Genomic DNA, 21,426 nt, shown 5'->3' with positions numbered 1-21,426 from the left:
GATTGTCGCCGCAGGACCGGGCCGTTCTCAGCCTCGCAGCAGCTCCGGATTGAGCGGCGTCGGCGGCCGGCCGGCCTGCGGCCCCCGCCCGAGCGCGGCGATGAGGTTGTCGGCCGCGAGGTTCGCCATCGCGAGCCGCGTGCGCAGCGAGGCGCTGGCGATGTGCGGGGTGAGCACCACATTGTCGAGCGCGAGCAGCCCCGGGTGCACCGCCGGCTCGCCCTCGAAGACGTCGAGCGCGGCGGCGGCGATGCGGCGCTCGCGCAGCGCGGCGGCGAGTGCCGCGTCGTCCACCACGCCGCCGCGCGCGACGTTGGTCAGCGTCGCGCTGGGCTTCATCAGCGCGAGCTCCGCCGCGCCGATCGCGTGGTGCGTCTCGGCCGAGTACGGCACGACGAGCACGAGGTGGTCGGACTCGCGCAGCAGCTGCTCCTTGCTCACCCGGCTCGCGCCGAGCGCCGACTCGGTGGCGGCGTCCAGCCGCGAGCGGTTGTGATAGAGCACGCGCATGCCGAATCCGAGCGCGCCGCGCCGTGCGATCGCCTGGCCGATGCGGCCCATGCCGAGGATGCCGAGCGTCGCGCCGTGCACGTCCAGGCCGAGCAGCGTGTCGAAGGACCAGCTCGTCCAGCGGCCGCCGCGCAGGTAGTGCTCGCCCTCGGTCAGGCGGCGCGCGGCGGCGAGCACTAGCGCGAAGGCGAAGTCGGCGGTGGTCTCGGTCAGCACGTCGGGCGTGTTGGTCACCAGCACGCCGCGCGCGGTGCAGGCCGCGACGTCGATGTTGTTGAAGCCGACCGCCATGTTGCAGACCGCGCGCAGCTCCGGGCAGGCGTCGAGCAGCGCGGCGTCGATGCGGTTGGTCGGCATCGTGTAGGCGCCCTGCTTGCCGCGCAGCCGCGCGGCGAGCTGCGCCGGGCTCCAGTCGGCGTCCTCGTCGTTGGTCTCGACCTCGAAGTGCTCGCGCAGCCGCTCGACCACCTCCGGGAAGACGCGGCGGCACACCAGCACCGCCGGGCGCTTCGCCTGTTGTTCCGGACTCATGCCTCTTCTCCTCCCCCGACGATCACCACGTGCACCCGGTAGGGGCCGTGCGCGCCGAGCACGATGGTCTGCTCGATGTCGCCGGTGCGCGAGGGCCCGGAGACGGTGTTGAAGCCACGCGGCAGCTGCCCGAGTTCGCGCCGCATCAGCTCGAAGGCGTCCTCCTGGTGCGGCACGATGCGCCGCGCGTCGAGCACGACGACGTGCGTCTCGGGCAGCAGGTGCGCCGAGGCGGGCGTCCCGGGGCCGGAGGCGAACACCAGCGAGCCGGTCTCGGCCACCGCGCAGAAGCAGCCGGTGATGCAGACCGCGTCGTCGTCGCGCGGCGCGCGGGGCTCGAAGGCGATGCCGGCCGCCGCCCAGTCGAGCGGCGCGAGCGTCGCGTAGCCGGCGGCATGCAGGGGCAGCGCCTGGGCCTGCAGGTAGCGCGCCACCGCGGCGGGCGCCTCGGCCATCGTGGCGACGGCATCGAGCGTGGTCTGCATGCGCGACGCCATCTCGGCGAACTGCCCGGCGGTGCTGCGGCCGAACGCCGGCTGCGGGCCGCGCGGGCGGCTCGCGAGCCAGGCCTCGGCCTCGCGCCGCTCGCTCGCGTGCATCGCCTCGGCGCGCCCCTGCCGGTTGCGGATGCGCGCCAGGATGCGCTCTCGCGCACTCGTCGTGTCCATCTCTCTCACTCCTCGTGGAAACGCGCGAACCCGGCCACCGGCTCCCGCTCGGTGACGAGCGAGTTCTCGACCGCCTCGGGATCCGCATGACCCAGCGCCATGCCGCACACCAGCATCTCGTTGCCGGGCACGCCGAGGTGCTCGGTCACGATGCGGTGGAAGGGCGTGAAGGCCGCCTGCGGGCAGGTGTCGAGGCCGCGCGCGCGCGCCGCGACCATCACGTTCTGCAGGAACATGCCGTAGTCGAGCCAGCTGCCCTGCCCCATCACGCGGTCGATCGTGAACATCAGCCCCACCGGCGCGTCGAAGAAGCGGTAGTTGCGGCCGTGCTGCGCGTGCATGCTCGCCTTGTCGCCCTTGGCGATGCCCAGCAGCCCGTAGAGGTCCCAGCCGACCTTGCGGCGCCGGTCCACGTAGGGCGAGACCCATTCGCGCGGGTAGTAGTCGTACTCCTCCTCGTGCCCGGCCGCGGCGGCCGGGTCGTCCCACACCGCCATCAGCTTCGCGCACAGCGCGTCCTTCGCCGGCCCGCTCAGCACGTGGACCTTCCAGGGCTGGGTGTTGGTGCCCGAGGGCGCGCGCGCGGCGACCGCCAGGATCTCCTCGATCGTGCGGCGCGGCACCGGCGTCGGCAGGAAGGCGCGGATCGAGCGGCGCGAGGTGATGGCCGCGTCGACGGCGGCGATGGCTTCGGGGGTCGGCCTCATTGCAGCTTCTCCAGGGCGCGGACCAGGGTGGCCGGCAGCGGCGCGGGGCGGCGGCTCGCGCGCTCGACGTAGACGTGCACGAAATGGCCGCGCGCGGCGGTCTCGGCGGAGTCGGCCGCGAACAGCCCGACCTCGTAGCGCACGCTCGAGCCGCCGATGCGCGCGACGCGCAGCCCCGCCTCCACCCGCTGCGGGAAGGCGAGCGGCGCGAAGTAGTTGCACTGCGTCTCGACGACGAGGCCGATCACCTCGCCGCCGTGGATGTCGAGCGCGCCCTCGCGGATCAGGTAGTCGTTGACCACCGTGTCGAAGTAGCTGTAGTAGACGACGTTGTTGACGTGGCCGTACACGTCGTTGTCCATCCAGCGCGTCGTGATCGGCAGGAAATGGCGGTAGGCGCCGCGGGGCTCGGGCCGGGGTCTCGCTGTCATCGTCGCAGGTCTCCTCTTCGGTGGTGCTTGTTCGTCTTGTTTCTCAGCCGGCGCTCGCGCGCGGCCCGTCGAGCCAGTGCCCGAGCGCGGTCGCCACGGTGCGGAACTGCACCGCCACCGTGTCCTCGATCACGTGCCCGTAGCCGCCGGCCATCGACACCGCGACCGGGATGCCGCGCGCGCGGGCCGCGGCGAAGACGCGCGCGTCGCGCTCGGCCAGGCCCGCCGCGCTGAGCTTGAGCCGGCCGAGCCGGTCGCCCTCGTGCGGGTCGGCGCCGGCCAGGTAGAAGATCAGGCCGGGGAGCCGCTCGCCGTGGCGCGTCCAGAGTTCCGCCAACGCGGCGTCGAGCGCCTCCAGGTAGCGTTCGTCGCGGCAGCCGTCGGGCAGCTCGACGTCGAGGTCGCTCGCCTCCTTGCGGAAGGGGAAGTTGCGCTCGCCGTGCAGCGACAGCGTGAACACGGTCGGGTCGTCGCGGAAGATCGCCGCGGTGCCGTTGCCCTGGTGCACGTCGAGGTCGATCACCGCGACGCGCAGCAGCGCGCGCCGCCGCCGGTGCCACTCGGCCTGCATCAGCCGCGCCGCGACCGCGACGTCGTTGAACACGCAGTAGCCGCTGCCCTTGTCCGAGTACGCGTGGTGCGTGCCGCCGGCCAGGTTCAGCGCCACGCCCTCCTCGAGCGCCGTGCGCGCCGCGGCGATCGTCGCGCCGACCGAGCGGCGCGATCTCTCGACCATCGCCGGCGACCACGGAAAGCCGATCTCGCGCTGCTGCGCCGCGCTCAGCAGCCCCTCGCTCACCGCCTCGACATAGGACGGCTCGTGCGCCAGCGCCAGCTCGCCGTCGCTCGCGGGCGGCGGCTCGAACAGCCGCACGCCGGGCAGCTCGGCGGCGACGCGCTCGCGCAGCAGCCGGTACTTGGCCATCGGGAAGCGGTGCCCGGGCGGCAGGGGCAGCACGTAGGCGTCGGAATGGAAGGCCTTCATGGTTGGGGCCGATTGTGCCGCGTGGCTCCTCCCCTGCCCGGACCCGCACGCGATGCCCGCCCGATGAAACGCCCGCCGCGACTTCCCGGACTTAGGGGACACCCCCTAATTTGCTGCATTGCACCATGCGTTTGCTTGCATTGCCGCAAGATGTGCCTATACTAGGAATCATGTTGCAGTGCACAAAAACTGCTTCCCTCATCCACCACAACGCCCCGGAGGACGTAAAAATGATGACCGCTGAACAACTGCTGGCCGCCCAGAAGACCAATCTCGAGACCCTGTTCGGTCTGACCCAGAAGGCCTTCGAGGGCGTCGAGAAGCTGGTCGAGCTGAACGTGCAGGTGGCCAAGACCACGCTGAACGAAGCCGCCGACCACGCCCGCGCCGTGCTGGCCGTCAAGGACGCGCAGGAACTGCTGGCGCTTCAGGCCAGCCTGCTGCAGCCGAGCGCCGAGAAGGCCGCCGCCTACAGCCGCCACCTGTACGACATCGCCACCGCGACCAACGCCGAAGTCGGCCGCGTCGCCGAGGCGCAATTCGCCGAAGCCCAGCGCAAGTTCATGACGGCCGTGGACTCGGCCGCCAAGAACGCGCCGGCCGGCAGCGAGAACGCCGTCGCGCTGATGAAGTCGGCCATGTCCGCCGCGAACAACGCGATGGAGAGCGTGCAGAAGGCTGCCAAGCAGGCCGCCGACGTCGCCGAAGCGAACTTCCAGGCCATGGCCAACAACGCCGTCAAGGCAGCGGTCAAGCCGGTCGCCGCGGCTGCCAAGCGCGCCACCACCGCCTGAGATCGACGGGCCGCCCCGCGCGGCCTGAAGACGAGAAGAAGGGCATGCGGCCCTGCCGCATGTTGCAGCGAGCGATCCGAACAGACAGGCCCGGTGCTCCGGCAGCGGGCCTCGATCGAAGGAGTGTCTCCTCGGTACCTTCGAGAATCGTTCAGGTACCTTTCAGCCCGGCGGCTTCGGCCCCGGGCTTTCTTTTTTTCAGCGTGCCGCCGTGCCGCTCTCGCGTGCGGCCAGGCGCGTGCGCAACTCGGCCAGCGCCTGCTGGGCCGCCTCCCGCCCGGCCTGGATCGAGCGCTTGCGCGCGCTGAAGTCCGCACCCGAGACGCCGGCGAGCTTCGGCCGGATCACGACGTCGGCCTCGCGCAGCTCGAACTGGTTGATGCTGTTGCCCATGATCGCGAAGGTCTGCAGCAGCATGCGCATCGCGTCACCGACGGCATTGCCGTCCGGGGCCGAGGAGATGTCGACCGCGATCACGAGATCCGCACCCATCTGCCGCGCATAGCGCACCGGCACCGGCGCGACGAGGCCCCCGTCCACGTACTCGCGTCCGCCGACACGCACCGGCTGGAACACCGCCGGCACCGCGCTCGAGGCGCGCACCGCGCTGCCGGTGTCGCCGCGCTGGAACAGCACGCCCTGGCCGCTGGCGAGGTCGGTGGCGACGATGCCGAGCGGCAGGCGCATCTGCTCGATCGGCTTGCCCCCGGTCTGCTGGCTGACGTAGCGCGCGAGCGCCTCGCCGCGGATCACGCCGCGCATCGGGAAGGACCAGTCGGTGATCGCGGTCTCGTCCATCGTGTCGGCGAGGCCCGCCAGCTCCGTCGGCGTCTTGCCCGACGCGTAGAGCGCGGCGACCAGGCTGCCCGCCGAGGTGCCGACGACCAGGTCCGGGCGGATGCCGTTCTCCTCCAGCACCTGGATCACGCCGATGTGCGCGAAGCCGCGTGCCGCGCCGCCGCCGAGCGCGAGCCCGATGCGTGGCGGCTTGGCCGGCACCTTCACGCTCGGAAGCGGTCCGGCGGGCTCGACTGGCCGCGCCGGCGGCAGCGGCACGCTCGTGCAGCCGGCCAGCACGGCGGCGGCCGTCAGCAGGCACCACCGTGCCGCAGTGCGGCGGCCCACGGAAGGAATGGAAGAAGCGGGAGCGGCGGAACGGGACGGCCAGGCGCGAAAGTTCATGGCGCGCGATTCTAAGGAGTGCTTCGCCTGCGCCTCTGCCCTCGCCGCCTCTTCATAACCAAATGCAATAAACAATTAACGAAACTGTAGTTCCACTCCATAAAGAAGCCACTTACATTTCATGCTCGCTTTCCTGTCCCCGGCGTCGGGCCGACAGGCAGCAGGCGGCTTCCCCGGGGTACGGACGGACTGGATGGCGGTGTTGATCGGTTTCGGCGCGGGCTCGCTCGCCACCGCAGGCTGGAAGGTCCTCCATTGATTTAAAGTGCCACCTCCTTTGGGCCGGCCCTTCGATTTCCAAGCAGAAACTCCACGATGTACCAGTACACCGAGTTCGATCGACAGTTCGTCAAGTCCCGCGCGGCGCAGTTCCGCGACCAGCTCGAGCGCAACCTGCGCGGCGAGCTCGGCGACGACGAGTTCCGCGCGCTGCGCCTGCAGAACGGCTGGTACATCCAGCGCCACGCGCCGATGGCCCGCATCGCCGTGCCCTACGGCGAGCTCAGCAGCCGCCAGATGCGCCAGCTCGCGCGCATCGCGCGCGAGTTCGACCGCGGCTACGGCCACTTCACGACGCGCCAGAACCTGCAGTACAACTGGATCCCGCTCGACAAGGCCGCCGACGTGATGGACCTGCTGGCCGAGGTGGACATGCACGGCATCCAGACCTCGGGCAACTGCATCCGCAACATCACGAGCGACTGCTTCGCCGGTGTGGCGGCCGACGAGATCGTCGACCCGCGCCCCTACTGCGAGATCATGCGCCAGTGGTCCTCGCTGCACCCCGAGTTCGCCCACCTGCCGCGCAAGTTCAAGATCGCGGTCAGCGGCGCCCGGGAAGACCGCGCTGCCATCGCCTGGCACGACATCGGCCTGCAGCTGGTGAAGAACGAGGCCGGCGAGGTCGGCTTCCAGGTGCTGGTCGGCGGCGGCATGGGCCGCACGCCGATCACCGGCACCGTGATCCGCGACTTCCTGCCCTGGCAGCAGATCCTCGTCTTCATCGAGGCGATCGTGCGCGTCTACAACCGCTACGGTCGCCGCGACAACATGTACAAGGCGCGCATCAAGATCCTCGTCAAGGCCGAGGGTCCCCAGTTCGCCAAGGACGTGGAAGAGGAATTCCGGAAGATCCTGACGCTCGACGCGGACGGCGCGGCGCACATCATCCCGCAGTCGGAATTCGACCGCGTCGCGGCCTGCTTCGTCGTGCCCGCCGGCGTCGAGCCGGGTGCCTTCCGTGCCGAGGTGCCGGCCGATGCGCCGGCCGGCTTCAAGCGCTGGATCGAGCGCAACGTGCATGCGCACAAGGTCCCCGGCTACCGCTCGGTGACGCTGTCCTTGAAGCGCGTGGGCCAGGCGCCCGGCGACGCGACCGACGCGCAGATGGAGCTCGCCGCCGACCTCGCCGACCGTTACTCGCTGGGTGAGCTGCGCGTGTCGCACGACCAGAACCTGGTGCTGCCCTGGGTGCGAGAGAGCGAGCTGCTGGCTGTCTGGGAGGCCGCGCGCGACGCCGGCTTCGCGACGCCGAACATCGGCCTGCTGACCGACATGATCGCCTGCCCGGGCGGCGACTTCTGCGCGCTGGCCAACGCCCGCTCGATCCCCGTGGCCGAGGAGATCACCGAGCGCTTCCAGGACCTCGACGAGCTCTGGGACATCGGCGACATCGACCTGCACATCAGCGGCTGCATCAACTCCTGCGGCCACCACCACAGCGGCCACATCGGCATCCTCGGCGTCGACAAGGACGGCAGCGAGTGGTACCAGGTGACGCTCGGCGGCTCCGACGGCTCGACGCTGAGCGGCAAGTCGGTTGCCGGCAAGGTGATCGGCCCGTCGTTCGCCGCGGACGAGGTCGCCGACGCGATCGAGGCCGTGATCGCCACCTACCGCGAGCAGCGCGCCGCGAGCGAGCGCTTCATCGACACGGTGCGCCGCGTCGGACTCGACCCGTTCAAGGTCGCTGCCAACGCCACCCGCCGCAGCACCGCGCAGCACGCCTAAAGAGAACGCCGAGAGGACCCGTGACCATGAAATTCATCGACACCCATCACGACCGCTGGCACCGCGTGGAAGGCGAGGACGGCCCGCAGCCCCACCCCGTCGCCGCAGCCGACCGCCTGCTGACGCTCGAGCAGTGGCATGCCGTGCGCGACACCTGGCCGGCGGGCCTGCCCACCGGCGTGATCGTGCCCAACGACGTCGACATCGAGACGCTGGAAGCCGACCTGCCGCGCCTGTCGCTCGTCGTGCTGAACTTCCCGAAGTGGACCGACGGCCGCGCCTACACCCAGGCGCGCCTGCTGCGCAGCCGCTATCGCTACGGCGGCGAGATCCGCGCGGTCGGCGAGGTGCTCGTCGACATGATGCAGTTGCTCGCGCGCACCGGCTTCGACGCCGTGGTGCTGCGCGCCGACCAGAAGCGCGAGCACGCCGAGCGCGCGCTGCAGTTCTTCCCGGCCTTCTACCAGGGCGACGTGCACGACAACCGGCCGAAGTTCGCCCGCGAGGGAGCCTCGGCATGAGCGGCGGCGGCGCCATCGGGCTCTACGCCCGCCACACGGCCGGCTTCGAGGAGCGCGTGGCCGAGACGCTGCGCCTGCTGCAACAAGCCGCTGCCGAGCACCCGGGGCGCATCGTGCAGGCGACGAGCCTCGGTGCCGAGGACATGGTCGTCACCGACCTGATCGCGCGCCACCGGCTGCCGATCGCGATTGGCACGCTCGAGACCGGCGCGCTGCACCCGCAGACGGTCGCGCTGATCGACCGCATCACCGAGCGCTACGGCCTGCCCGTGGAGGTCTACAAGCCGGTCCAGGAACAGGTGATCCAGTTCGTGCAGCGCCACGGCGACAAGGCGATGTACGAGAGCATCGAGCTGCGCAAGGGCTGCTGCCAAGTGCGCAAGCTCGAGCCGCTTTCCCGTATGTTGAAGGAGCGCAGCGCCTGGATCACCGGCCTGCGCCGCGAGCAGTCCGCCAACCGGGCCGCCGTCCCCTACCACGACCAGGACGCCGAAGGGCGCCTGAAGCTCAACCCGCTCGCCGACTGGAGCTGGAACGACGTCTGGCACTACATCGCCGCGAACGAGGTGCCCTACAACCCGCTGCATGACGAGTTCATGCCCAGCATCGGCTGCGCGCCCTGCACGCGCGCCATTGCCGTCGGCGAGGACTTCCGCGCCGGCCGCTGGTGGTGGGAGGACGAGAAGGCCAAGGAATGCGGCCTGCACGCCTCGAACGACAACTCGCAACAAGTCTCGATGATTGGAACCCGGCCATGACTGCCGCTCTTACTGTGGAACAACTGCTGCCCGACGTGGACCATCGCCACCTCGATGCGCTGGAAGAGGAAGCCATCTTCATCCTGCGCGAAGTCGCCGGCGCCTTCGAGCGCCCCGCCCTGCTGTTCTCCAGCGGCAAGGACTCCTGCGTGGTGCTGCACCTGGCCGAGAAGGCCTTCAAGCGCAAGATCAGCGCGCCAGGCGAGCGCCCGCGCTTCAAGGGCAAGCTGCCCTTCCCGCTGGTGCACGTGGACACCGGCCACAACTTCCCCGAGGTCATCCAGTTCCGCGACGAGCGCATCGCCGAGATGGGCGAGCGCCTGATCGTCGGCCACCTGGAGGACTCGATCAGGAACGGCACGATCCGCCTCGCGCACCCGCTGGAGTCGCGCAACGGCCACCAGACCGTGACGCTGCTGGAGACGATCGAGGAGCACCGCTTCGACTGCATGATCGGCGGCGCCCGCCGGGATGAAGAGAAGGCGCGCGCCAAGGAGCGCATCTTCAGCCACCGCGACAGCTTCGGCCAGTGGCAGCCCAAGGAGCAGCGCCCCGAGCTGTGGAACCTGTTCAACACCCGCATCAAGCCGGGCGAGCACTTCCGCGCCTTCCCGATCAGCAACTGGACCGAGCTCGACGTCTGGCTCTACATCGCCCGCGAGAACATCCCGCTGCCGAACATCTACTACACGCACCCGCGCCAGATCTACCGCCGCAAGGGCCTGCTGGTGCCGGTGACGGACGTGACGCCGCCGGGGGCCGACGACGTGGTCGAGACCGTGGACGTGCGCTTCCGCACCGTCGGCGACATGACCTGCACCTGCCCGGTCGAGAGCAACGCCGCGACCACCGTGGACATCGTCGCCGAGACGCTGCAGGTGACGGTCTCCGAGCGGGGTGCCACCCGCATGGACGACCGCACCTCCGACGCCTCGATGGAGCGCCGCAAGAAAGAGGGTTACTTCTGATCATGAGCACCCAAGCACAACACATCGACGCCGGCGAGGAGCTGGCGCACAAGGCGCTGCGCTTCCTGACCGCCGGCAGCGTCGACGACGGCAAGAGCACGCTGATCGGCCGCCTGCTGTTCGACAGCCGCGGCATCCTCGCCGACCAGCTCGACGCGCTGGAGAAGCGCGCCGCCGGCGCCCCGATCGACCTGTCGCTGCTGACCGACGGCCTGGAGGCCGAGCGCGAGCAGGGCATCACGATCGACGTCGCCTACCGCTACTTCGCGACCAAGAAGCGCAAGTTCATCATCGCCGACGCGCCGGGCCACGAGCAGTACACCCGCAACATGGTGACGGCCGCCGCCGGCTCGGACGCCGCGGTGGTGCTGGTCGACATCACCAAGCTCGACACCTCGGTGGACGAGGTGGTGCTGCTGCCGCAGACGCGCCGCCACAGCCTGCTGGCGCGCCTGCTGCGCGTGCCGACCATCGTGTTCGCGATCAACAAGCTCGACGCGATCGAGACCGGCACCCAGGCCGCCTTCGAGGCGGTCGCCAAGGCGCTCACCAAGTTCGCCCTTGAGGCCGGCATCACCGTCAAGGGCATCGTGCCGGTGTCCGCGCTGCGCGGCGACAACGTCGCCACGCCCTCGGCCAACTGGGAGTGGTACAGCGGCCCGACGCTGCTGCAGATCCTCGAGAACCTGCCCGTCACCGACGAGGCCCACGACGGCAACCTGCTGGTTCCGGTGCAGTACGTCGCCCGCGACGACGGCGAGGGCACCGGCCACCAGCACCGCGTGATGTGGGGCCGCATCGCCCACGGCGCGGTGAAGGCCGGCGACACGGTGCAGATCTTCCCGAGCGGCGAGACCGCGATCGTCGCCGCCGTGCGCCATGCCGGCGTCGAGGTGGACGGCTGCGAGGCGGGCCAGTCGGCCGGCATCGTGCTGGACCGCCAGGTCGACGTCTCGCGCGGCGACTGGATCTTCACGCCCGGCAGCGCCCCGACCACGCAGGAATTCCGCGCGACGCTCGCCTGGCTCGACACCGAGCCGGCCGTGGTCGGCCGCAAGTACTGGGTGCGCCACGGCAACCGCTGGGTGCAGGCGCGCATCACCGGCATCGACCACCGCCTCGACATCCACACGCTCGACGAGGTCGAGGCGCACCAGCTCGGCGTCAACGAGATCGGCCTCGTGACGGTCCAGACCCAGCAGCCGCTGCCGGTCGAGGCCTACGAGGCCAACCGCGTCGGCGGCTCGCTGATCGTCGTCGACCCCGCGACCAACCGCACCAGCGGCGCGCTGCTGGTCAAGGCCGCGGCGTAAGGATGGCGGCGCCCTCGCCTGCCGCGCCCACCGGCCGGGTGGTCTTCGTCGGCGCCGGCCCCGGCTCGGCCGACCTGATCACGCTGCGCGGCCTGCGGGCGCTGCAGCAGGCGGAGGTGGTGCTGTTCGACGCGCTGGCGGACCCGGCGCTGCGCGACTACGCGCCCGGCGCCGAGTGGATCGACGTCGGCAAGCGCGGCTTCTCTCATCGCCCCGGCAGCGACGCGAGCGGGCAGCCGCGCATCAATGCGCTGATCGTCGAGCACGCCCTGCGGGGCAAGCGCGTCGTGCGACTGAAGGGCGGCGACCCGAGCATCTTCGGCCGGCTCGAGGAGGAGCTGCAGGCGGCCTACGCCGCGGGCCTGGAGTGCGAGGTGGTGCCCGGCGTCACCGCCGCGCTCGCGGCTGCGGCCGGCACCCGGTTGCCGCTCACGCGCCGCGGCACCGGCCGCAGCGTGACGCTGACCACCGCGATGACGCGCGCCGGCTCGCTGCAGCCCGGCGAGGCGCTGGCCGCGCGACGCGACACCGAGGTGCTCTACATGGCGGGCAAGCAGCTCGCGGCGCTCGCCGAGCAGCTGCTCGACGCGGGCTGGCCGTCCGACACGCCCTGCAGCGTGGTGTCGCGCGCCGGCTGGGCCGACCAGCTGCACACCGCGCACTGCATCGACAGCCTGCACGAGGCGGGCGAGGCCCATGCGGGACGGCCGACGGTGGTCGTCGTCGGCGCCGGCGCCCGGCCCGTGCCGGCGGCCGACGAGATCTCGCCGCCCTCACAATTGACGCCTGTCAACGTCCAGTAGAAACCCTGAAGCAGTAAAATCGACCGTTTGTCGCCGGGACTCGACACCCGGCTCCCAGCGGCCACACAACCCGATCCGAGACGTTTTATGACCCACGTAGTGACCGAAGCCTGCATCCGTTGCAAGTACACCGATTGTGTGGACGTGTGCCCGGTGGACTGCTTCCGCGAAGGCCCCAACTTCCTCGCCATCGACCCGGACGAGTGCATCGACTGCGCGGTCTGCATCCCCGAGTGCCCGGTCAACGCGATCCTGCCCGAGGAGGACGTGCCCGGCGACCAGCAGTCCTACATCGCGCTCAACGCCGAGCTGTCCAAGCTCTGGCCCAGCATCACCAAGCGCAAGGAACCGCTGCCGGACGCCGAGGAGTGGAAGAACCGCACCGGCAAGCTCGGCGAGCTCAAGCGCTGATCCCGGGCGACGCCTTCCCTTCCCCACGCATCCCGCCCACCGCCGCCGCGGCCCGCCCGCGGCGGCACTCCTCGCGGAGCCGCCCTTGAACGACGACGCGTCCCTGCCGACCGCCGAAGCGCGGCCCGCCGCCCCGATCGAGACCGATGCCCTCGTCATCGGCGCCGGGCCCGCCGGCCTGTTCCAGGTGTTCGAGCTCGGACTGCTCGAGATCGGCGCCCATGTCGTCGACTCGCTGCCCTACGTGGGCGGGCAGTGCATCGAGCTCTACCCCGACAAGCCGATCTACGACATCCCCGGCGTGCCGCGCTGCACCGGCCGGGAACTGGTCGCGCTGCTGACGCGGCAGATCGAGCCCTTCGGCACGCCTTTCCACCTCGGGCAGCAGGTGAGCGTGCTGCGCCGCCGCGAGGACGGCCGCTTCGACGTCGAGACCTCTGCCGGCCTGCGCTTCCTGGCGCGCACCGTGATCGTCGCTGGCGGCGTCGGCTCCTTCCAGCCGAGGCGGCTGACGGTTGAGGGCCTCGAGCGCTTCGAGGGCAGCCAGGTGCTCTACCGCGTCGCGAACCCGGCCGAATTCGCCGGCCGCCGCGTGATGGTGGTCGGCGGCGACGAGACGGCGCTCGACCGCGCGCTCGAGTTCGCGCAGGACGAGGGCCCGCAGCGCGCTGCGAGCGTCACGCTGCTGCACCGGCGCAACGTCATCCAGGCGCCGCCGGGCAAGCTCGAGACGATGCGCGCGCTGTGCGACGCCGGCCGGCTGCAGTTCCTCGTCGGCCAGGTGAGCGGCGTCGAGGCGAGCGGCGAGCGGCTCGACGGCGTGCAGCTCACGGACAGCGAGGGCAAGGCGCGCGTCGTGCCGCTGGACGTGCTGCTGGTGCAGCTCGGCGTGAGCCCCAAGCTCGGCCCGATCGCCGAGTGGGGCATGGCGCTCGAGCGCAAGCAGGTCGTCGTCGACACCGAGAAGTTCGAGACCAGCGTCCCGGGACTCTTCGCGGTGGGCGACATCGTCACCTACCCCGGCAAGCGCAAGCTGCTGCTCTGCGGCTTCCACGAGGCGACGCTCGCTGCCTTCGGCATCGCCGCGCACCTGCTGCCCGGGCAGCGCATCCCGCTCGAATACACCACCACCAGCACCCGGCTGCACAAGGTGCTGCGCGTCGCGGCGCCGCCCGCCGGCGACTGAGCCGGCCCGGCCCTCGCGCTGCATCCAGGCCCGCCCACCCGGCGGGCTTTTTGTTGCGCGTCGTGGACAGGCGCCCTGCCCTGTCGCGCGATAATCCGCCCCCGCTGACCGGCCCTGGGCCGGATTCCGCATTCGCTGGGGGTGTCGGGCCGCCTGTCGGCCCGGCTGAGAAAGTCCCTTGGAACCTGATTGAGATCATCCTCGCGCAGGGAAGCGATCCGCTGGGGCTCGGCCGCCCGCGGCGCCGACCTGCCGTCGCTCGCGAAAGACCACGATGGCCACCCATTCCTCCGACCTGCCCGCCTCGCTGCGGCGGCAGGCTCCCGTGGCAGCCGCCGCGCTGCTGGCGCTGCTGCCCCTGTCCCAGGCACTCGCCCAGGCCAGCAGCGAGCTGCCCACCGTCACCGTCACCGGCCGCAACCCCGCCGCCCGCGCCGCCGTCACCGGCTTCGGCGAGCGCCCGCTGGCCGAGACGCCGCTGCAGGCGAGCGTCGTCACGCAGGAGCGCCTGAAGGAGCGCGGCGCACAGCGCCTCGCCGACCTGGTGTCCCTCGATGCCGGCGTCAGCGACGCCTACAACGCGGCCGGCTACTGGGACAACCTGACGGTGCGCGGCTACGCGCTCGACTACCGCTACAACTACCGCCGCGACGGCCTGCCGATCAGCGGCGAAACCAGCATCCCGCTGGAGAACAAGTCCGCCGTCGAGGTCCTCAAGGGCACGAGCGGCATCCAGGCCGGCACGAGCGCGCCTGGCGGCCTGGTGAACTACGTCGTCAAGCGGCCCGAGGGCCGGGTGCGCTCGCTCGAGCTCGGCTGGCGCAGCCGCAACACCCGCGGCGCGAGCCTCGACATCGGTGAGCGCTTCGGCGAGGGAGAGGCCTTCGGCCTGCGCGTGAACGCAGCCTACGAGCATCTCGACTCGCCGCTGCGCAGCGACGAGGGGCACCGTCGCCTGCTCGCCCTTGCCGCCGACTGGCGCCTGAGTCCCGACACGCGACTGGAAGCCGAGTTCGAGACCAGCCGGCGCAGCCAGCCAAGCCAGCCGGGCTTCAGCCTGCTGGGTCCGGACGTACCGAACGCCCGCAACATCGATCCGCGCACCAACCTGAACAATCAGCCCTGGTCGCTGCCGGTGGTGATGGAGGGGAACACCGCATCGCTGCGCCTGCAGCAGCGTCTCGATGCCGACTGGAGCCTCGTCGCCCATGCCGGCACGCAGCGCCTGCATACCGACGACCGGCTGGCCTATCCCTTCGGCTGCACCGACGCTTCCGCCTACTACGGCGACCGCTACTGCCCGAACGGCGACTTCGATCTCTACGAGTACCGCAGCGACAAGGAGCGGCGCCAGACCGATGCGCTCGATGTCGGCGTCCGGGGACGCTTCGCGACCGGCGGGATGAAGCACGAACTCGGCGCCGGCGTGCTGCTGTCGCGCCACGAGACCCGGCTGCAGGCAAGGGTCGAGGATTTCGCAGGAACCGGCAACATCAGCGGGACGGTGACGGTGCCCTCCTCCCCCGGAGGCCTCGCGCAGAACACCAACCGCACCGAGGAGTCCACCGAGCTGTACCTGCGCGACGCGGTGCAGCTCGCCCCGGGCTGGGACGCTTGGCTCGGCCTGCGCCATACCCGCATCGAACGCGAGAGCGTGCGCACCAACGGTTCGCGTCGCACCGAGTACACCCAGTCCTTCACGACGCCCTGGCTGGCGCTGAGCCATCGGCTCTCGTCGGGACAGTTGGTCTATGCGAGCTGGGGCCAGGGGATCGAATCGGAAGTCGCCCCGAACCGGGCGCGCTACACCAACCGCGGCGAGGCGTTGCCGGCGCTGAAGAGCCGGCAGACCGAGTTCGGCCTCAAGTCAGCCGGGCAGCCGCTCGCCTGGCAATTCGCCTGGTTCGACATGCGCCGTCCCGTGGCCCAGGGCGTCGGAAGCGATTGCGGCAGCGACACGCCGGGCAACACCTGCACCCTGCAGGCCGATGGCGACGCCCGCCACCGGGGTGTCGAGGCCGGCGGCACGCTGCGCTCCTCGCTGTGGGAACTCGGCGGCAGCGTGATGGTGCTCGACGCCCAAAGGCGCGGCAGCGCGGTGCCGGCCGTCAACGGCCAGCGCCCCCCCAATGTCCCCGAGTTCACCGCCAAGCTGCAGGCCGGGCATCGCGTTGCAGTCGTGCCGGGGCTGCGACTGCTGGCCGGACTGACTCACGAAGGGGACCGCATGGTGGAGCCGGGGGCAGGCAGCGCGCGCATTCCCTCGTGGACCCGGATCGACCTTGGCCTCTCGCACGAACAGCGCGTCAACGGCACGCTGCTGACCTGGCGGGCTGGCGTCGACAACGTCGCGGACAAGCGGGCCTGGAGGGAATCGCCCTACCAGTACGAGCACATCTACCTCTACCCGCTCGCGCCGCGCACCTGGCGGCTGTCGCTGCAGGCCGATTTCTGAACGGGGAGCGAAAAAACCGCTTGCAAGACGCTTGAAAGTCTGCCTATAATTTCATTCTCAGTTCCCCGATAGCTCAGTCGGTAGAGCGCCGGACTGTTAATCCGTAGGTCCCTGGTTCGAGCCCAGGTCGGGGAGCCAAAAAACTGAAAAAAGGCCTTGCAGCGATGCAAGGCCTTTTTGCTTTGGAGTGCAACGTCACGTGTCCCGACTGACACTCCAACAGCTTGCCAGAAGACGCGAGGATCCTCCGCCGGCCGGCTCGGGCCCTCACGCCCCACGTCCCCTTGGTAGCGTTTCAGGCAAAGAAAGAACGTTTGGGGCTTGCACAATCTTCAAAAACCGTCATAGAATCACAGTCTCAGTTCCCCGATAGCTCAGTCGGTAGAGCGCCGGACTGTTAATCCGTAGGTCCCTGGTTCGAGCCCAGGTCGGGGAGCCAAGGAACTGAAGAAAAAGGCCTTGCAGCGATGCAAGGCCTTTTTCGTTTTCAGCGTCCCGCGGCCTCTGCCCTCAGCACGGCCTGGGGAAGGCCTCCCGGCGGAGGCAGGACCGGTGCGCGATCCTCGGTCAGCACGAAGCGCGAGGCCTCGACGTTGCGCATCGCCCCCCAGCGGCTGCGCAGCATCTCGAGCGTGTGCGGCTCGCTCAGGCAGCGCAGGCGCTCGGTGGCCGGCAGCCTGCCCGGACCGTCCTCCTGCGCGTTCAGGCGCCGCATCATCGCGCGCCGCGTCAGGGCGCGGATGCCGCGTGCGGTGTGGCGCGGGCCGGGCGCGGCTCGCACCACGCTGAACAGCCAGGGATCGTTCATCAACTCGTTCCAGCCCGGCAAGGGCCTGCTCCGGCGGGCATGGGCCCAGGCCTGGCGCAGCACCGCGGGCGCCCAGGTCTCCTCCGGGATCAGCAGCAAACGCTCGCGGCGCAAGCGCGCGCCGATCTCCGAGCGGCTGGTGAACACCGCGATCGGCACCGCCAGCAGCAGCGGCAGCACGATCGGGGCGAACCACAGCAGGGCCGAGGCATCGACCTGCACCGCCGCGGCCATCAGCAGCAGCACGCCCAGGCTGATCGGGCCGAAGCGGCGCGCCGCCTCGCTCCAGGGCACGTCCTCGGCCTCGCGCGGGGGCGACTTCCAGTCCAGCCGCAGCCCGGTCAGCGCGCCCAGCACGAAGATCGTGTGCGCGACCATCCGCAGCGGCGCCTGCAGCATCGACAGCCCCGCCTCGATCAGCGTGCTCTGCGCGAGGCGCAGGGAGCCGCCGTACTGCCCCTGCTCGCGGCGCATCATCGCTGCGGCCATGCCGAGCATGCGCGGCAGCGCAAGCATCACGAAGGTGGCGCTCCAGAGCGCCAGCCCCTGCGTCGACAGGCCTCCCGTGCCGGGCAGCAGCGGGTCGCCCCCCATCAGCCACAGCCCGCCGCCGATCAGCACGAAGGCCATCCACAGCGGTGCCGACAGGTAGGCCATCACGCCGGTGGCGAGCATCGCGCGATGCACCGGATGCAGGCCGGGCTCGGTGATCAGGCGCGCGTTCTGCAGGTTGCCCTGGCACCAGCGCCGGTCGCGCTGCAGCTCGGTCAGCAGGTTGGGCGGATGCTGCTCGTAGCTGCCCGCCAGGTCGTGCACCAGCCAGACCTGGTAGCCGGCCCGGCGCATCAGCGCCGCCTCGACGAAGTCGTGCGACAGGATCTCGCCGCTGAGCGAGCCCTCCCCCGGCAGCGGCGCCAGCGCGCAATGCCTCATGAAGGGCTCGACGCGGATGATCGCGTTGTGGCCCCAGTAGTGCGACTCGCCGAGCTGCCAGTACTGCATGCCGATCGCGAACAGGCGGCCGGTCAGGTGCGATGCGAACTGCTGCGCCCGTGCATGCGGCGTGTCGAGCCCGCAGCCCTGCGGCGCGGTCTGGATGATGCCGGCGCGCGGGTTCGCCTCCATCAGCCGCACCAGCGTCAGCAGGCAGTCGCCGCTCATCACGCTGTCGGCATCGAGCACGACCATGTAGCGGTAGTTGCGCCCCCAGCGGCGGCAGAAGTCGGCCACGTTGCCGGCCTTGCGCTTGGTGCGGCGCTGGCGCCAGCGGTAGTGGACATGCGAGCCGGCCTCGCCGAGCGACTCCCGCAGCTCGGCCCAGGCAGCCAGCTCCGCGACGCGCAGGTCCGGGTCGCTGGTGTCGGACAGCACGAACACGTCGAAGAGCCGCGCGCCGCCCGCCGCCGCGAGCGACTCGCAGGTCGCCCGCAAGCCGGCGAACACCGTCGCGACATGCTCGTTGCAGATCGGCATGATGATCGCGGTGCGGGCGTCGGCCGCGATCGGCCGGCCGTCCACCGACTTGCGCGACAGGCCGTGCCGGTCGCCGCGCACCAGCACCACGAAACCCATCACCGCCGTGAAGAAGCCCGCCGCGACCCAGGCGAACAGCAGGCTGAAGAGGCCGATCTGAACCACGCGCAGCGGCAGGCTGTCGCCGTCGGGCTGCGCGCCGGCGAGCAGCGCGGTGGCCATCGCCGCCGACGCGGCCACGAGCAGCATCAGCGTGCGCCGGCGGCGCTCGGCGACATGCTGTAGCGAGGGATGGGTGCCGGTGCCCGCGCAGCGGATCGCCGGCTCGCGGCCCTGCAGCATGTCGGCGAGGCCGCGCCAGAAGCCGTGCCACGGCCTCGCCACCATGCTGCCGCGGTGCAATGGCGGCATGCTCGGCCCCGCTCCACCGCTCGGCGGCCTCGCGTTGGCAGGAGCACGGGTGCGGCTCCGGCGGTCCAGGATCAGTTCGGTGGAATGAGGGACGTCCATGTTTCGGTAAGGGCATCCGCCCCGCGTTGGAGGAAAGCGCGCAGTTCGACCGGCTGCGAGGCGTCCAGGCGCTGCACGCGCAGCGTCATGCGCCAGCCGCCGGCAGCGTCGTTGCGATAGGCGTTGCGCTCGAGCAGCCGCGCGTTCGGGCCGACCGAGACGACCGGCTCGACCCCCGCATCGCCGGGCAGTGCGTCGAGCGCCGGGCCGGCGAAGTCGACGATGTACTGGTGCTCGCCGGGCGCCGGCTCCTCGAAGCCGCGGCCGGTGCGCGTCTGCACGGTCCAGCCATTGGGCGGGCGCTGGTCCTCGCGGCCCTGCCAGCGCAGCCGGTAGTTCATCTCGAGCGGCCGTCCCGGCGCCGGGAGCCGCTCCGGCACCCAGTAGGCGACGATGTTGTCGTTGGTCTCGTCGGGGGTCGGCAGCTGGACCAGCTCGACGCGACCCGGGCCCCAGTCGTTGAGCGGCTCGACCCAGGCGCTCGGGCGCAACTCGTAGCGCGCCTCGACGTCCTCGTAGCTCGGGAAGGCCCGGTCGCGCTGCATCAGCCCGAAGCCCCGGATGCCGCGCATCGCGAAGGAGTTGACCTGCGTGCGCGACGGATTCAGCAGCGGCCGCCACAGCCATTCGCCGTCGGCGCTCGCGATCGACAGACCGTCCGAGTCGTGCACCTCGGGTCGGAAATGCCCGGCGAGCGGCTGGTTCTCGCCGTACATGAACATGCTGGTCAGCGGCGCGATGCCGAGCGTCGCGACCGGGCCGCGCAGGAACACGCGCGACTGCACCTCGAGCTCGGTGGGCTTGCCCGGGCGCAGCACGAAGCGGTAGGCGCCGGTCGCGCGCGGCGACTCGAGCAGCGCCAGGAAGCTCAGCGAGTCCGCGCCGGACGCGGGGCGCTCGATCCAGAACTCGGTGAAGCGCGGGAACTCCTCGCCCTGCCCGCCCACCGTGTCGATCGCGAGGCCGCGCGCCGACAGGCCGTAGCGCTGCTCGCGCCCCACGGCCCGGAAGTAGCTGGCGCCGAGGAACACGACCACCTCGTCCTTGTACTCGGGCGTGTTGACCGGGTAGTGCACCCGGAAACCCGCGAAGCCGAGGTCGCCCCAGCTCTGGGGGTCGAGGCGGTTGCGGCCGTAGTCGAAGTCGGCGCGGTCGAAGGCGATGTGCCTCACCTCGCCCTGGGGCGTGATCTCGTTGATCCGCACCGGGTCGGTGGCGAACTTGCCGAGATGGAAGAACATCAGCTCGAAGGGCAGGCCCTCGCGGCGCCACAGCGCCCGCTCGGGACGGAAGCGGATGTCGCGGTACTGGTCGTAGCTCAGCTCCTTCAGCTCGAGCGGGAGCGCTGCGGCGGTGGGCCGGTGCGGCTGGCGCGCGAGTCGCTCGGCGCGCCGCGCCAGATCGTCGAAGCCGAAGGCCTGCACCGCGCCGGCAAGGGCCCAGGCGGCGAGCCCGAGCAGCAGCTTCGCACCCCGTCCGCGCGCCCCGCATTCCGCCCCGGCGAGATGCGCGTGCGGCAAGGAGCGATCACGGCGCAGTGGCCGGGGGGAGGAAAAGACGGAGTGCAAGGCAGTCAGGCGGAATCTCATCGTCGACAGGTTCTGGGTCATGGGCGGCTGCGGCAGGATCGCCGTGCACCGCAAGCGTCATGTCCCTGCTGGCGCTGCCGATTTCAATGCAAGCCCGACACCCGCGCGGTAACAAGCCGTGGGGTTTTCCCGACATGTAACAGCGCCGGCGACACGACGCGCTTGCAAGAAACGGCACACCGAGAGCCAACGATGTGCCTAGACGCGGCATTTCTCCCTGCGGGCAGGGAAATTACCAAGTTGCACCATGCCTGCAACTGGTGTTGGTTTTCACGCCGTCCGGATCTCCCGCAGTCGTTACACATGAGAGGCATGTGAGCACTCGTTCGTCGCGCGAATGGCACAGCCCCGCTTCCCGGGGGATGCGGGAATGGCGAAAAACGCTGATTCCAAGGGCAAGGACGGCAGCTTTCACCGCGCGCCCGGTCGCAGTGCAATTTCAGCGACAGATGCGCGAGGGGCCGCGTTCGAGGTGCAGATGGTCGCGATGGGCGACGTTGTAGCCAGGGCCCAGCACGCCATCGAAGAAGCGGCAGGCGCCGCGATGCACCTCCCGCAGGAAGCGCGCGGCGACGTCGTCGCCCTCGTGCCAGTGCTGCTGCACCCGGATGCGCCGGCCGTCGGCGAGCACGAAGCCTGCCACATCCAGTGCATCGGCCGTCGCGTGGCGACTGCGCCGTCCCTCCGTTCGACCGTAGACATTGCGGCAGGCGTAGCTGCCGTAGTGCTCGAGCCCGACCAGGGGCTGGCCGAAGGTACGTATTCAGCCGGGGTGCTGAACTGAGGATCAGCCGGCGGGCTGGGGCAGGAGGC

General features: G+C 70.7%; 19 protein-coding genes, 2 tRNA genes and 1 riboswitch. Of the genes, 13 read left to right on the top strand and 8 right to left on the bottom strand.

The annotated features are described in order from the left end of the window. Positions 1 to 27 precede the first annotated feature (27 nt). The 5 genes from D3A59_RS18735 to D3A59_RS18715 are packed head-to-tail and all read right to left on the bottom strand — an operon-like array spanning position 28 to position 3,832. Positions 28 to 1,041: a 2-hydroxyacid dehydrogenase gene (locus D3A59_RS18735; RefSeq protein WP_119156853.1), complete on the bottom strand. Its 1,014-nt coding sequence runs from the start codon at positions 1,039 to 1,041 to the stop codon at positions 28 to 30. Then, on the bottom strand, positions 1,038 to 1,709 hold the full coding sequence (locus D3A59_RS18730; protein ID WP_119156852.1) for a LutC/YkgG family protein: 672 nt from the start codon (positions 1,707 to 1,709) through the stop codon (positions 1,038 to 1,040). The genes D3A59_RS18735 and D3A59_RS18730 overlap by 4 nt, the downstream gene beginning before the upstream one ends. A gap of 5 nt (positions 1,710 to 1,714) precedes the next feature. Next, positions 1,715 to 2,416, bottom strand: coding sequence for a nitroreductase (locus D3A59_RS18725; RefSeq protein WP_119156851.1), 702 nt, complete (start codon positions 2,414 to 2,416; stop codon positions 1,715 to 1,717). Continuing rightward, positions 2,413 to 2,847 (bottom strand): acyl-CoA thioesterase, encoded by a 435-nt coding sequence (locus tag D3A59_RS18720; RefSeq protein WP_119156850.1) that lies wholly within the window; start codon positions 2,845 to 2,847, stop codon positions 2,413 to 2,415. The genes D3A59_RS18725 and D3A59_RS18720 overlap by 4 nt, the downstream gene beginning before the upstream one ends. A gap of 43 nt (positions 2,848 to 2,890) precedes the next feature. After that, positions 2,891 to 3,832 carry a histone deacetylase family protein gene (locus D3A59_RS18715; protein WP_119156849.1) on the bottom strand — a complete coding sequence of 314 codons (942 nt, stop codon included), beginning with the start codon at positions 3,830 to 3,832 and terminating at the stop codon, positions 2,891 to 2,893. Between the two features lie 230 nt (positions 3,833 to 4,062). Here D3A59_RS18715 and phaP point away from each other — a divergent pair, with 230 nt between their 5' ends. Beyond that, a complete protein-coding gene (gene phaP, locus D3A59_RS18710; protein ID WP_119156848.1) occupies positions 4,063 to 4,626 on the top strand; it encodes a TIGR01841 family phasin in 564 nt (187 codons plus the stop codon). 198 nt (positions 4,627 to 4,824) lie between these two features. On the opposite strand, the gene D3A59_RS18705 is transcribed toward phaP, so the two are convergent. Beyond that, positions 4,825 to 5,808 carry a patatin-like phospholipase family protein gene (locus D3A59_RS18705; RefSeq protein WP_119156847.1) on the bottom strand — a complete coding sequence of 328 codons (984 nt, stop codon included), beginning with the start codon at positions 5,806 to 5,808 and terminating at the stop codon, positions 4,825 to 4,827. A gap of 315 nt (positions 5,809 to 6,123) precedes the next feature. On the opposite strand from D3A59_RS18705, the gene D3A59_RS18700 reads away from it, so the two are divergent. The 11 genes from D3A59_RS18700 to D3A59_RS18650 all read left to right on the top strand — a co-directional run bounded on the left by D3A59_RS18700 (position 6,124) and on the right by D3A59_RS18650 (position 16,672). After that, complete coding sequence (locus tag D3A59_RS18700) at positions 6,124 to 7,818, top strand: nitrite/sulfite reductase (protein ID WP_119156846.1); 1,695 nt, start codon at positions 6,124 to 6,126, stop codon at positions 7,816 to 7,818. A gap of 26 nt (positions 7,819 to 7,844) precedes the next feature. After that, complete coding sequence (locus D3A59_RS18695) at positions 7,845 to 8,339, top strand: DUF934 domain-containing protein (RefSeq protein WP_119156845.1); 495 nt, start codon at positions 7,845 to 7,847, stop codon at positions 8,337 to 8,339. Beyond that, positions 8,336 to 9,097, top strand: a complete 762-nt coding sequence (locus D3A59_RS18690; RefSeq protein WP_119156844.1) for a phosphoadenylyl-sulfate reductase — start codon at positions 8,336 to 8,338, stop codon at positions 9,095 to 9,097. The genes D3A59_RS18695 and D3A59_RS18690 overlap by 4 nt, the downstream gene beginning before the upstream one ends. Then, positions 9,094 to 10,065, top strand: coding sequence for a sulfate adenylyltransferase subunit CysD (gene cysD, locus D3A59_RS18685; RefSeq protein ID WP_119156843.1), 972 nt, complete (start codon positions 9,094 to 9,096; stop codon positions 10,063 to 10,065). The genes D3A59_RS18690 and cysD overlap by 4 nt, the downstream gene beginning before the upstream one ends. Positions 10,066 to 10,067: 2 nt before the next feature. Further along, positions 10,068 to 11,378 (top strand): sulfate adenylyltransferase subunit 1, encoded by a 1,311-nt coding sequence (locus D3A59_RS18680; protein ID WP_119156842.1) that lies wholly within the window; start codon positions 10,068 to 10,070, stop codon positions 11,376 to 11,378. 2 nt (positions 11,379 to 11,380) lie between these two features. Further along, positions 11,381 to 12,181 carry a uroporphyrinogen-III C-methyltransferase gene (cobA, locus tag D3A59_RS18675; protein ID WP_119156841.1) on the top strand — a complete coding sequence of 267 codons (801 nt, stop codon included), beginning with the start codon at positions 11,381 to 11,383 and terminating at the stop codon, positions 12,179 to 12,181. An 87-nt stretch (positions 12,182 to 12,268) separates the two neighbouring features. Continuing rightward, positions 12,269 to 12,592: a ferredoxin FdxA gene (gene fdxA / locus D3A59_RS18670; protein WP_119156840.1), complete on the top strand. Its 324-nt coding sequence runs from the start codon at positions 12,269 to 12,271 to the stop codon at positions 12,590 to 12,592. Positions 12,593 to 12,677: 85 nt separating this feature from the next. After that, the gene (locus D3A59_RS18665; RefSeq protein ID WP_119156839.1) at positions 12,678 to 13,778 is read left to right on the top strand and encodes an NAD(P)/FAD-dependent oxidoreductase; all 1,101 of its coding nucleotides are present in this window, start codon (positions 12,678 to 12,680) and stop codon (positions 13,776 to 13,778) included. Between the two features lie 127 nt (positions 13,779 to 13,905). Further along, a riboswitch (TPP riboswitch) is annotated at positions 13,906 to 14,007 on the top strand. Positions 14,008 to 14,052: 45 nt separating this feature from the next. Continuing rightward, entirely contained in the window at positions 14,053 to 16,233 is a 2,181-nt protein-coding gene (locus D3A59_RS18660) for a TonB-dependent siderophore receptor (RefSeq protein ID WP_119156838.1), read from the top strand. A gap of 62 nt (positions 16,234 to 16,295) precedes the next feature. Further along, positions 16,296 to 16,371 (top strand) — tRNA-Asn (locus D3A59_RS18655). Positions 16,372 to 16,596: 225 nt separating this feature from the next. Next, a tRNA-Asn gene (locus D3A59_RS18650) sits at positions 16,597 to 16,672 on the top strand. A gap of 48 nt (positions 16,673 to 16,720) precedes the next feature. On the opposite strand, the gene mdoH is transcribed toward D3A59_RS18650, so the two are convergent. Next, positions 16,721 to 19,024, bottom strand: a complete 2,304-nt coding sequence (gene mdoH, locus D3A59_RS18645; RefSeq protein WP_119156837.1) for a glucans biosynthesis glucosyltransferase MdoH — start codon at positions 19,022 to 19,024, stop codon at positions 16,721 to 16,723. Beyond that, positions 18,997 to 20,613, bottom strand: a complete 1,617-nt coding sequence (locus D3A59_RS18640) for a glucan biosynthesis protein G (protein ID WP_119156881.1) — start codon at positions 20,611 to 20,613, stop codon at positions 18,997 to 18,999. The genes mdoH and D3A59_RS18640 overlap by 28 nt, the downstream gene beginning before the upstream one ends. A 370-nt stretch (positions 20,614 to 20,983) precedes the next feature. Here D3A59_RS18640 and D3A59_RS26960 point away from each other — a divergent pair, with 370 nt between their 5' ends. Next, a complete protein-coding gene (locus D3A59_RS26960; RefSeq protein ID WP_473206070.1) occupies positions 20,984 to 21,397 on the top strand; it encodes a hypothetical protein in 414 nt (137 codons plus the stop codon). The last annotated feature ends 29 nt before the right edge of the window (positions 21,398 to 21,426 follow it).

The sequence above is a fragment of the Caldimonas tepidiphila genome, from assembly GCF_003569765.1.
Lineage (GTDB): Bacteria > Pseudomonadota > Gammaproteobacteria > Burkholderiales > Burkholderiaceae_C > Caldimonas > Caldimonas tepidiphila.
This window is presented reverse-complemented; position numbering and strand designations above follow the sequence as displayed.

Coding starts and splice junctions, on each gene's coding strand:
- D3A59_RS18735 (WP_119156853.1), bottom strand. CDS start 1,041: ATGAGTCCGGAACAACAGGCGAAGCGCCCGGCGGTGCTGGTGTGCCGC.
- D3A59_RS18730 (WP_119156852.1), bottom strand. CDS start 1,709: ATGGACACGACGAGTGCGCGAGAGCGCATCCTGGCGCGCATCCGCAAC.
- D3A59_RS18725 (WP_119156851.1), bottom strand. CDS start 2,416: ATGAGGCCGACCCCCGAAGCCATCGCCGCCGTCGACGCGGCCATCACC.
- D3A59_RS18720 (WP_119156850.1), bottom strand. CDS start 2,847: ATGACAGCGAGACCCCGGCCCGAGCCCCGCGGCGCCTACCGCCATTTC.
- D3A59_RS18715 (WP_119156849.1), bottom strand. CDS start 3,832: ATGAAGGCCTTCCATTCCGACGCCTACGTGCTGCCCCTGCCGCCCGGG.
- phaP (WP_119156848.1), top strand. CDS start 4,063: ATGATGACCGCTGAACAACTGCTGGCCGCCCAGAAGACCAATCTCGAG.
- D3A59_RS18705 (WP_119156847.1), bottom strand. CDS start 5,808: ATGAACTTTCGCGCCTGGCCGTCCCGTTCCGCCGCTCCCGCTTCTTCC.
- D3A59_RS18700 (WP_119156846.1), top strand. CDS start 6,124: ATGTACCAGTACACCGAGTTCGATCGACAGTTCGTCAAGTCCCGCGCG.
- D3A59_RS18695 (WP_119156845.1), top strand. CDS start 7,845: ATGAAATTCATCGACACCCATCACGACCGCTGGCACCGCGTGGAAGGC.
- D3A59_RS18690 (WP_119156844.1), top strand. CDS start 8,336: ATGAGCGGCGGCGGCGCCATCGGGCTCTACGCCCGCCACACGGCCGGC.
- cysD (WP_119156843.1), top strand. CDS start 9,094: ATGACTGCCGCTCTTACTGTGGAACAACTGCTGCCCGACGTGGACCAT.
- D3A59_RS18680 (WP_119156842.1), top strand. CDS start 10,068: ATGAGCACCCAAGCACAACACATCGACGCCGGCGAGGAGCTGGCGCAC.
- cobA (WP_119156841.1), top strand. CDS start 11,381: ATGGCGGCGCCCTCGCCTGCCGCGCCCACCGGCCGGGTGGTCTTCGTC.
- fdxA (WP_119156840.1), top strand. CDS start 12,269: ATGACCCACGTAGTGACCGAAGCCTGCATCCGTTGCAAGTACACCGAT.
- D3A59_RS18660 (WP_119156838.1), top strand. CDS start 14,053: ATGGCCACCCATTCCTCCGACCTGCCCGCCTCGCTGCGGCGGCAGGCT.
- mdoH (WP_119156837.1), bottom strand. CDS start 19,024: ATGGACGTCCCTCATTCCACCGAACTGATCCTGGACCGCCGGAGCCGC.
- D3A59_RS18640 (WP_119156881.1), bottom strand. CDS start 20,613: ATGAGATTCCGCCTGACTGCCTTGCACTCCGTCTTTTCCTCCCCCCGG.
- D3A59_RS26960 (WP_473206070.1), top strand. CDS start 20,984: ATGGCGAAAAACGCTGATTCCAAGGGCAAGGACGGCAGCTTTCACCGC.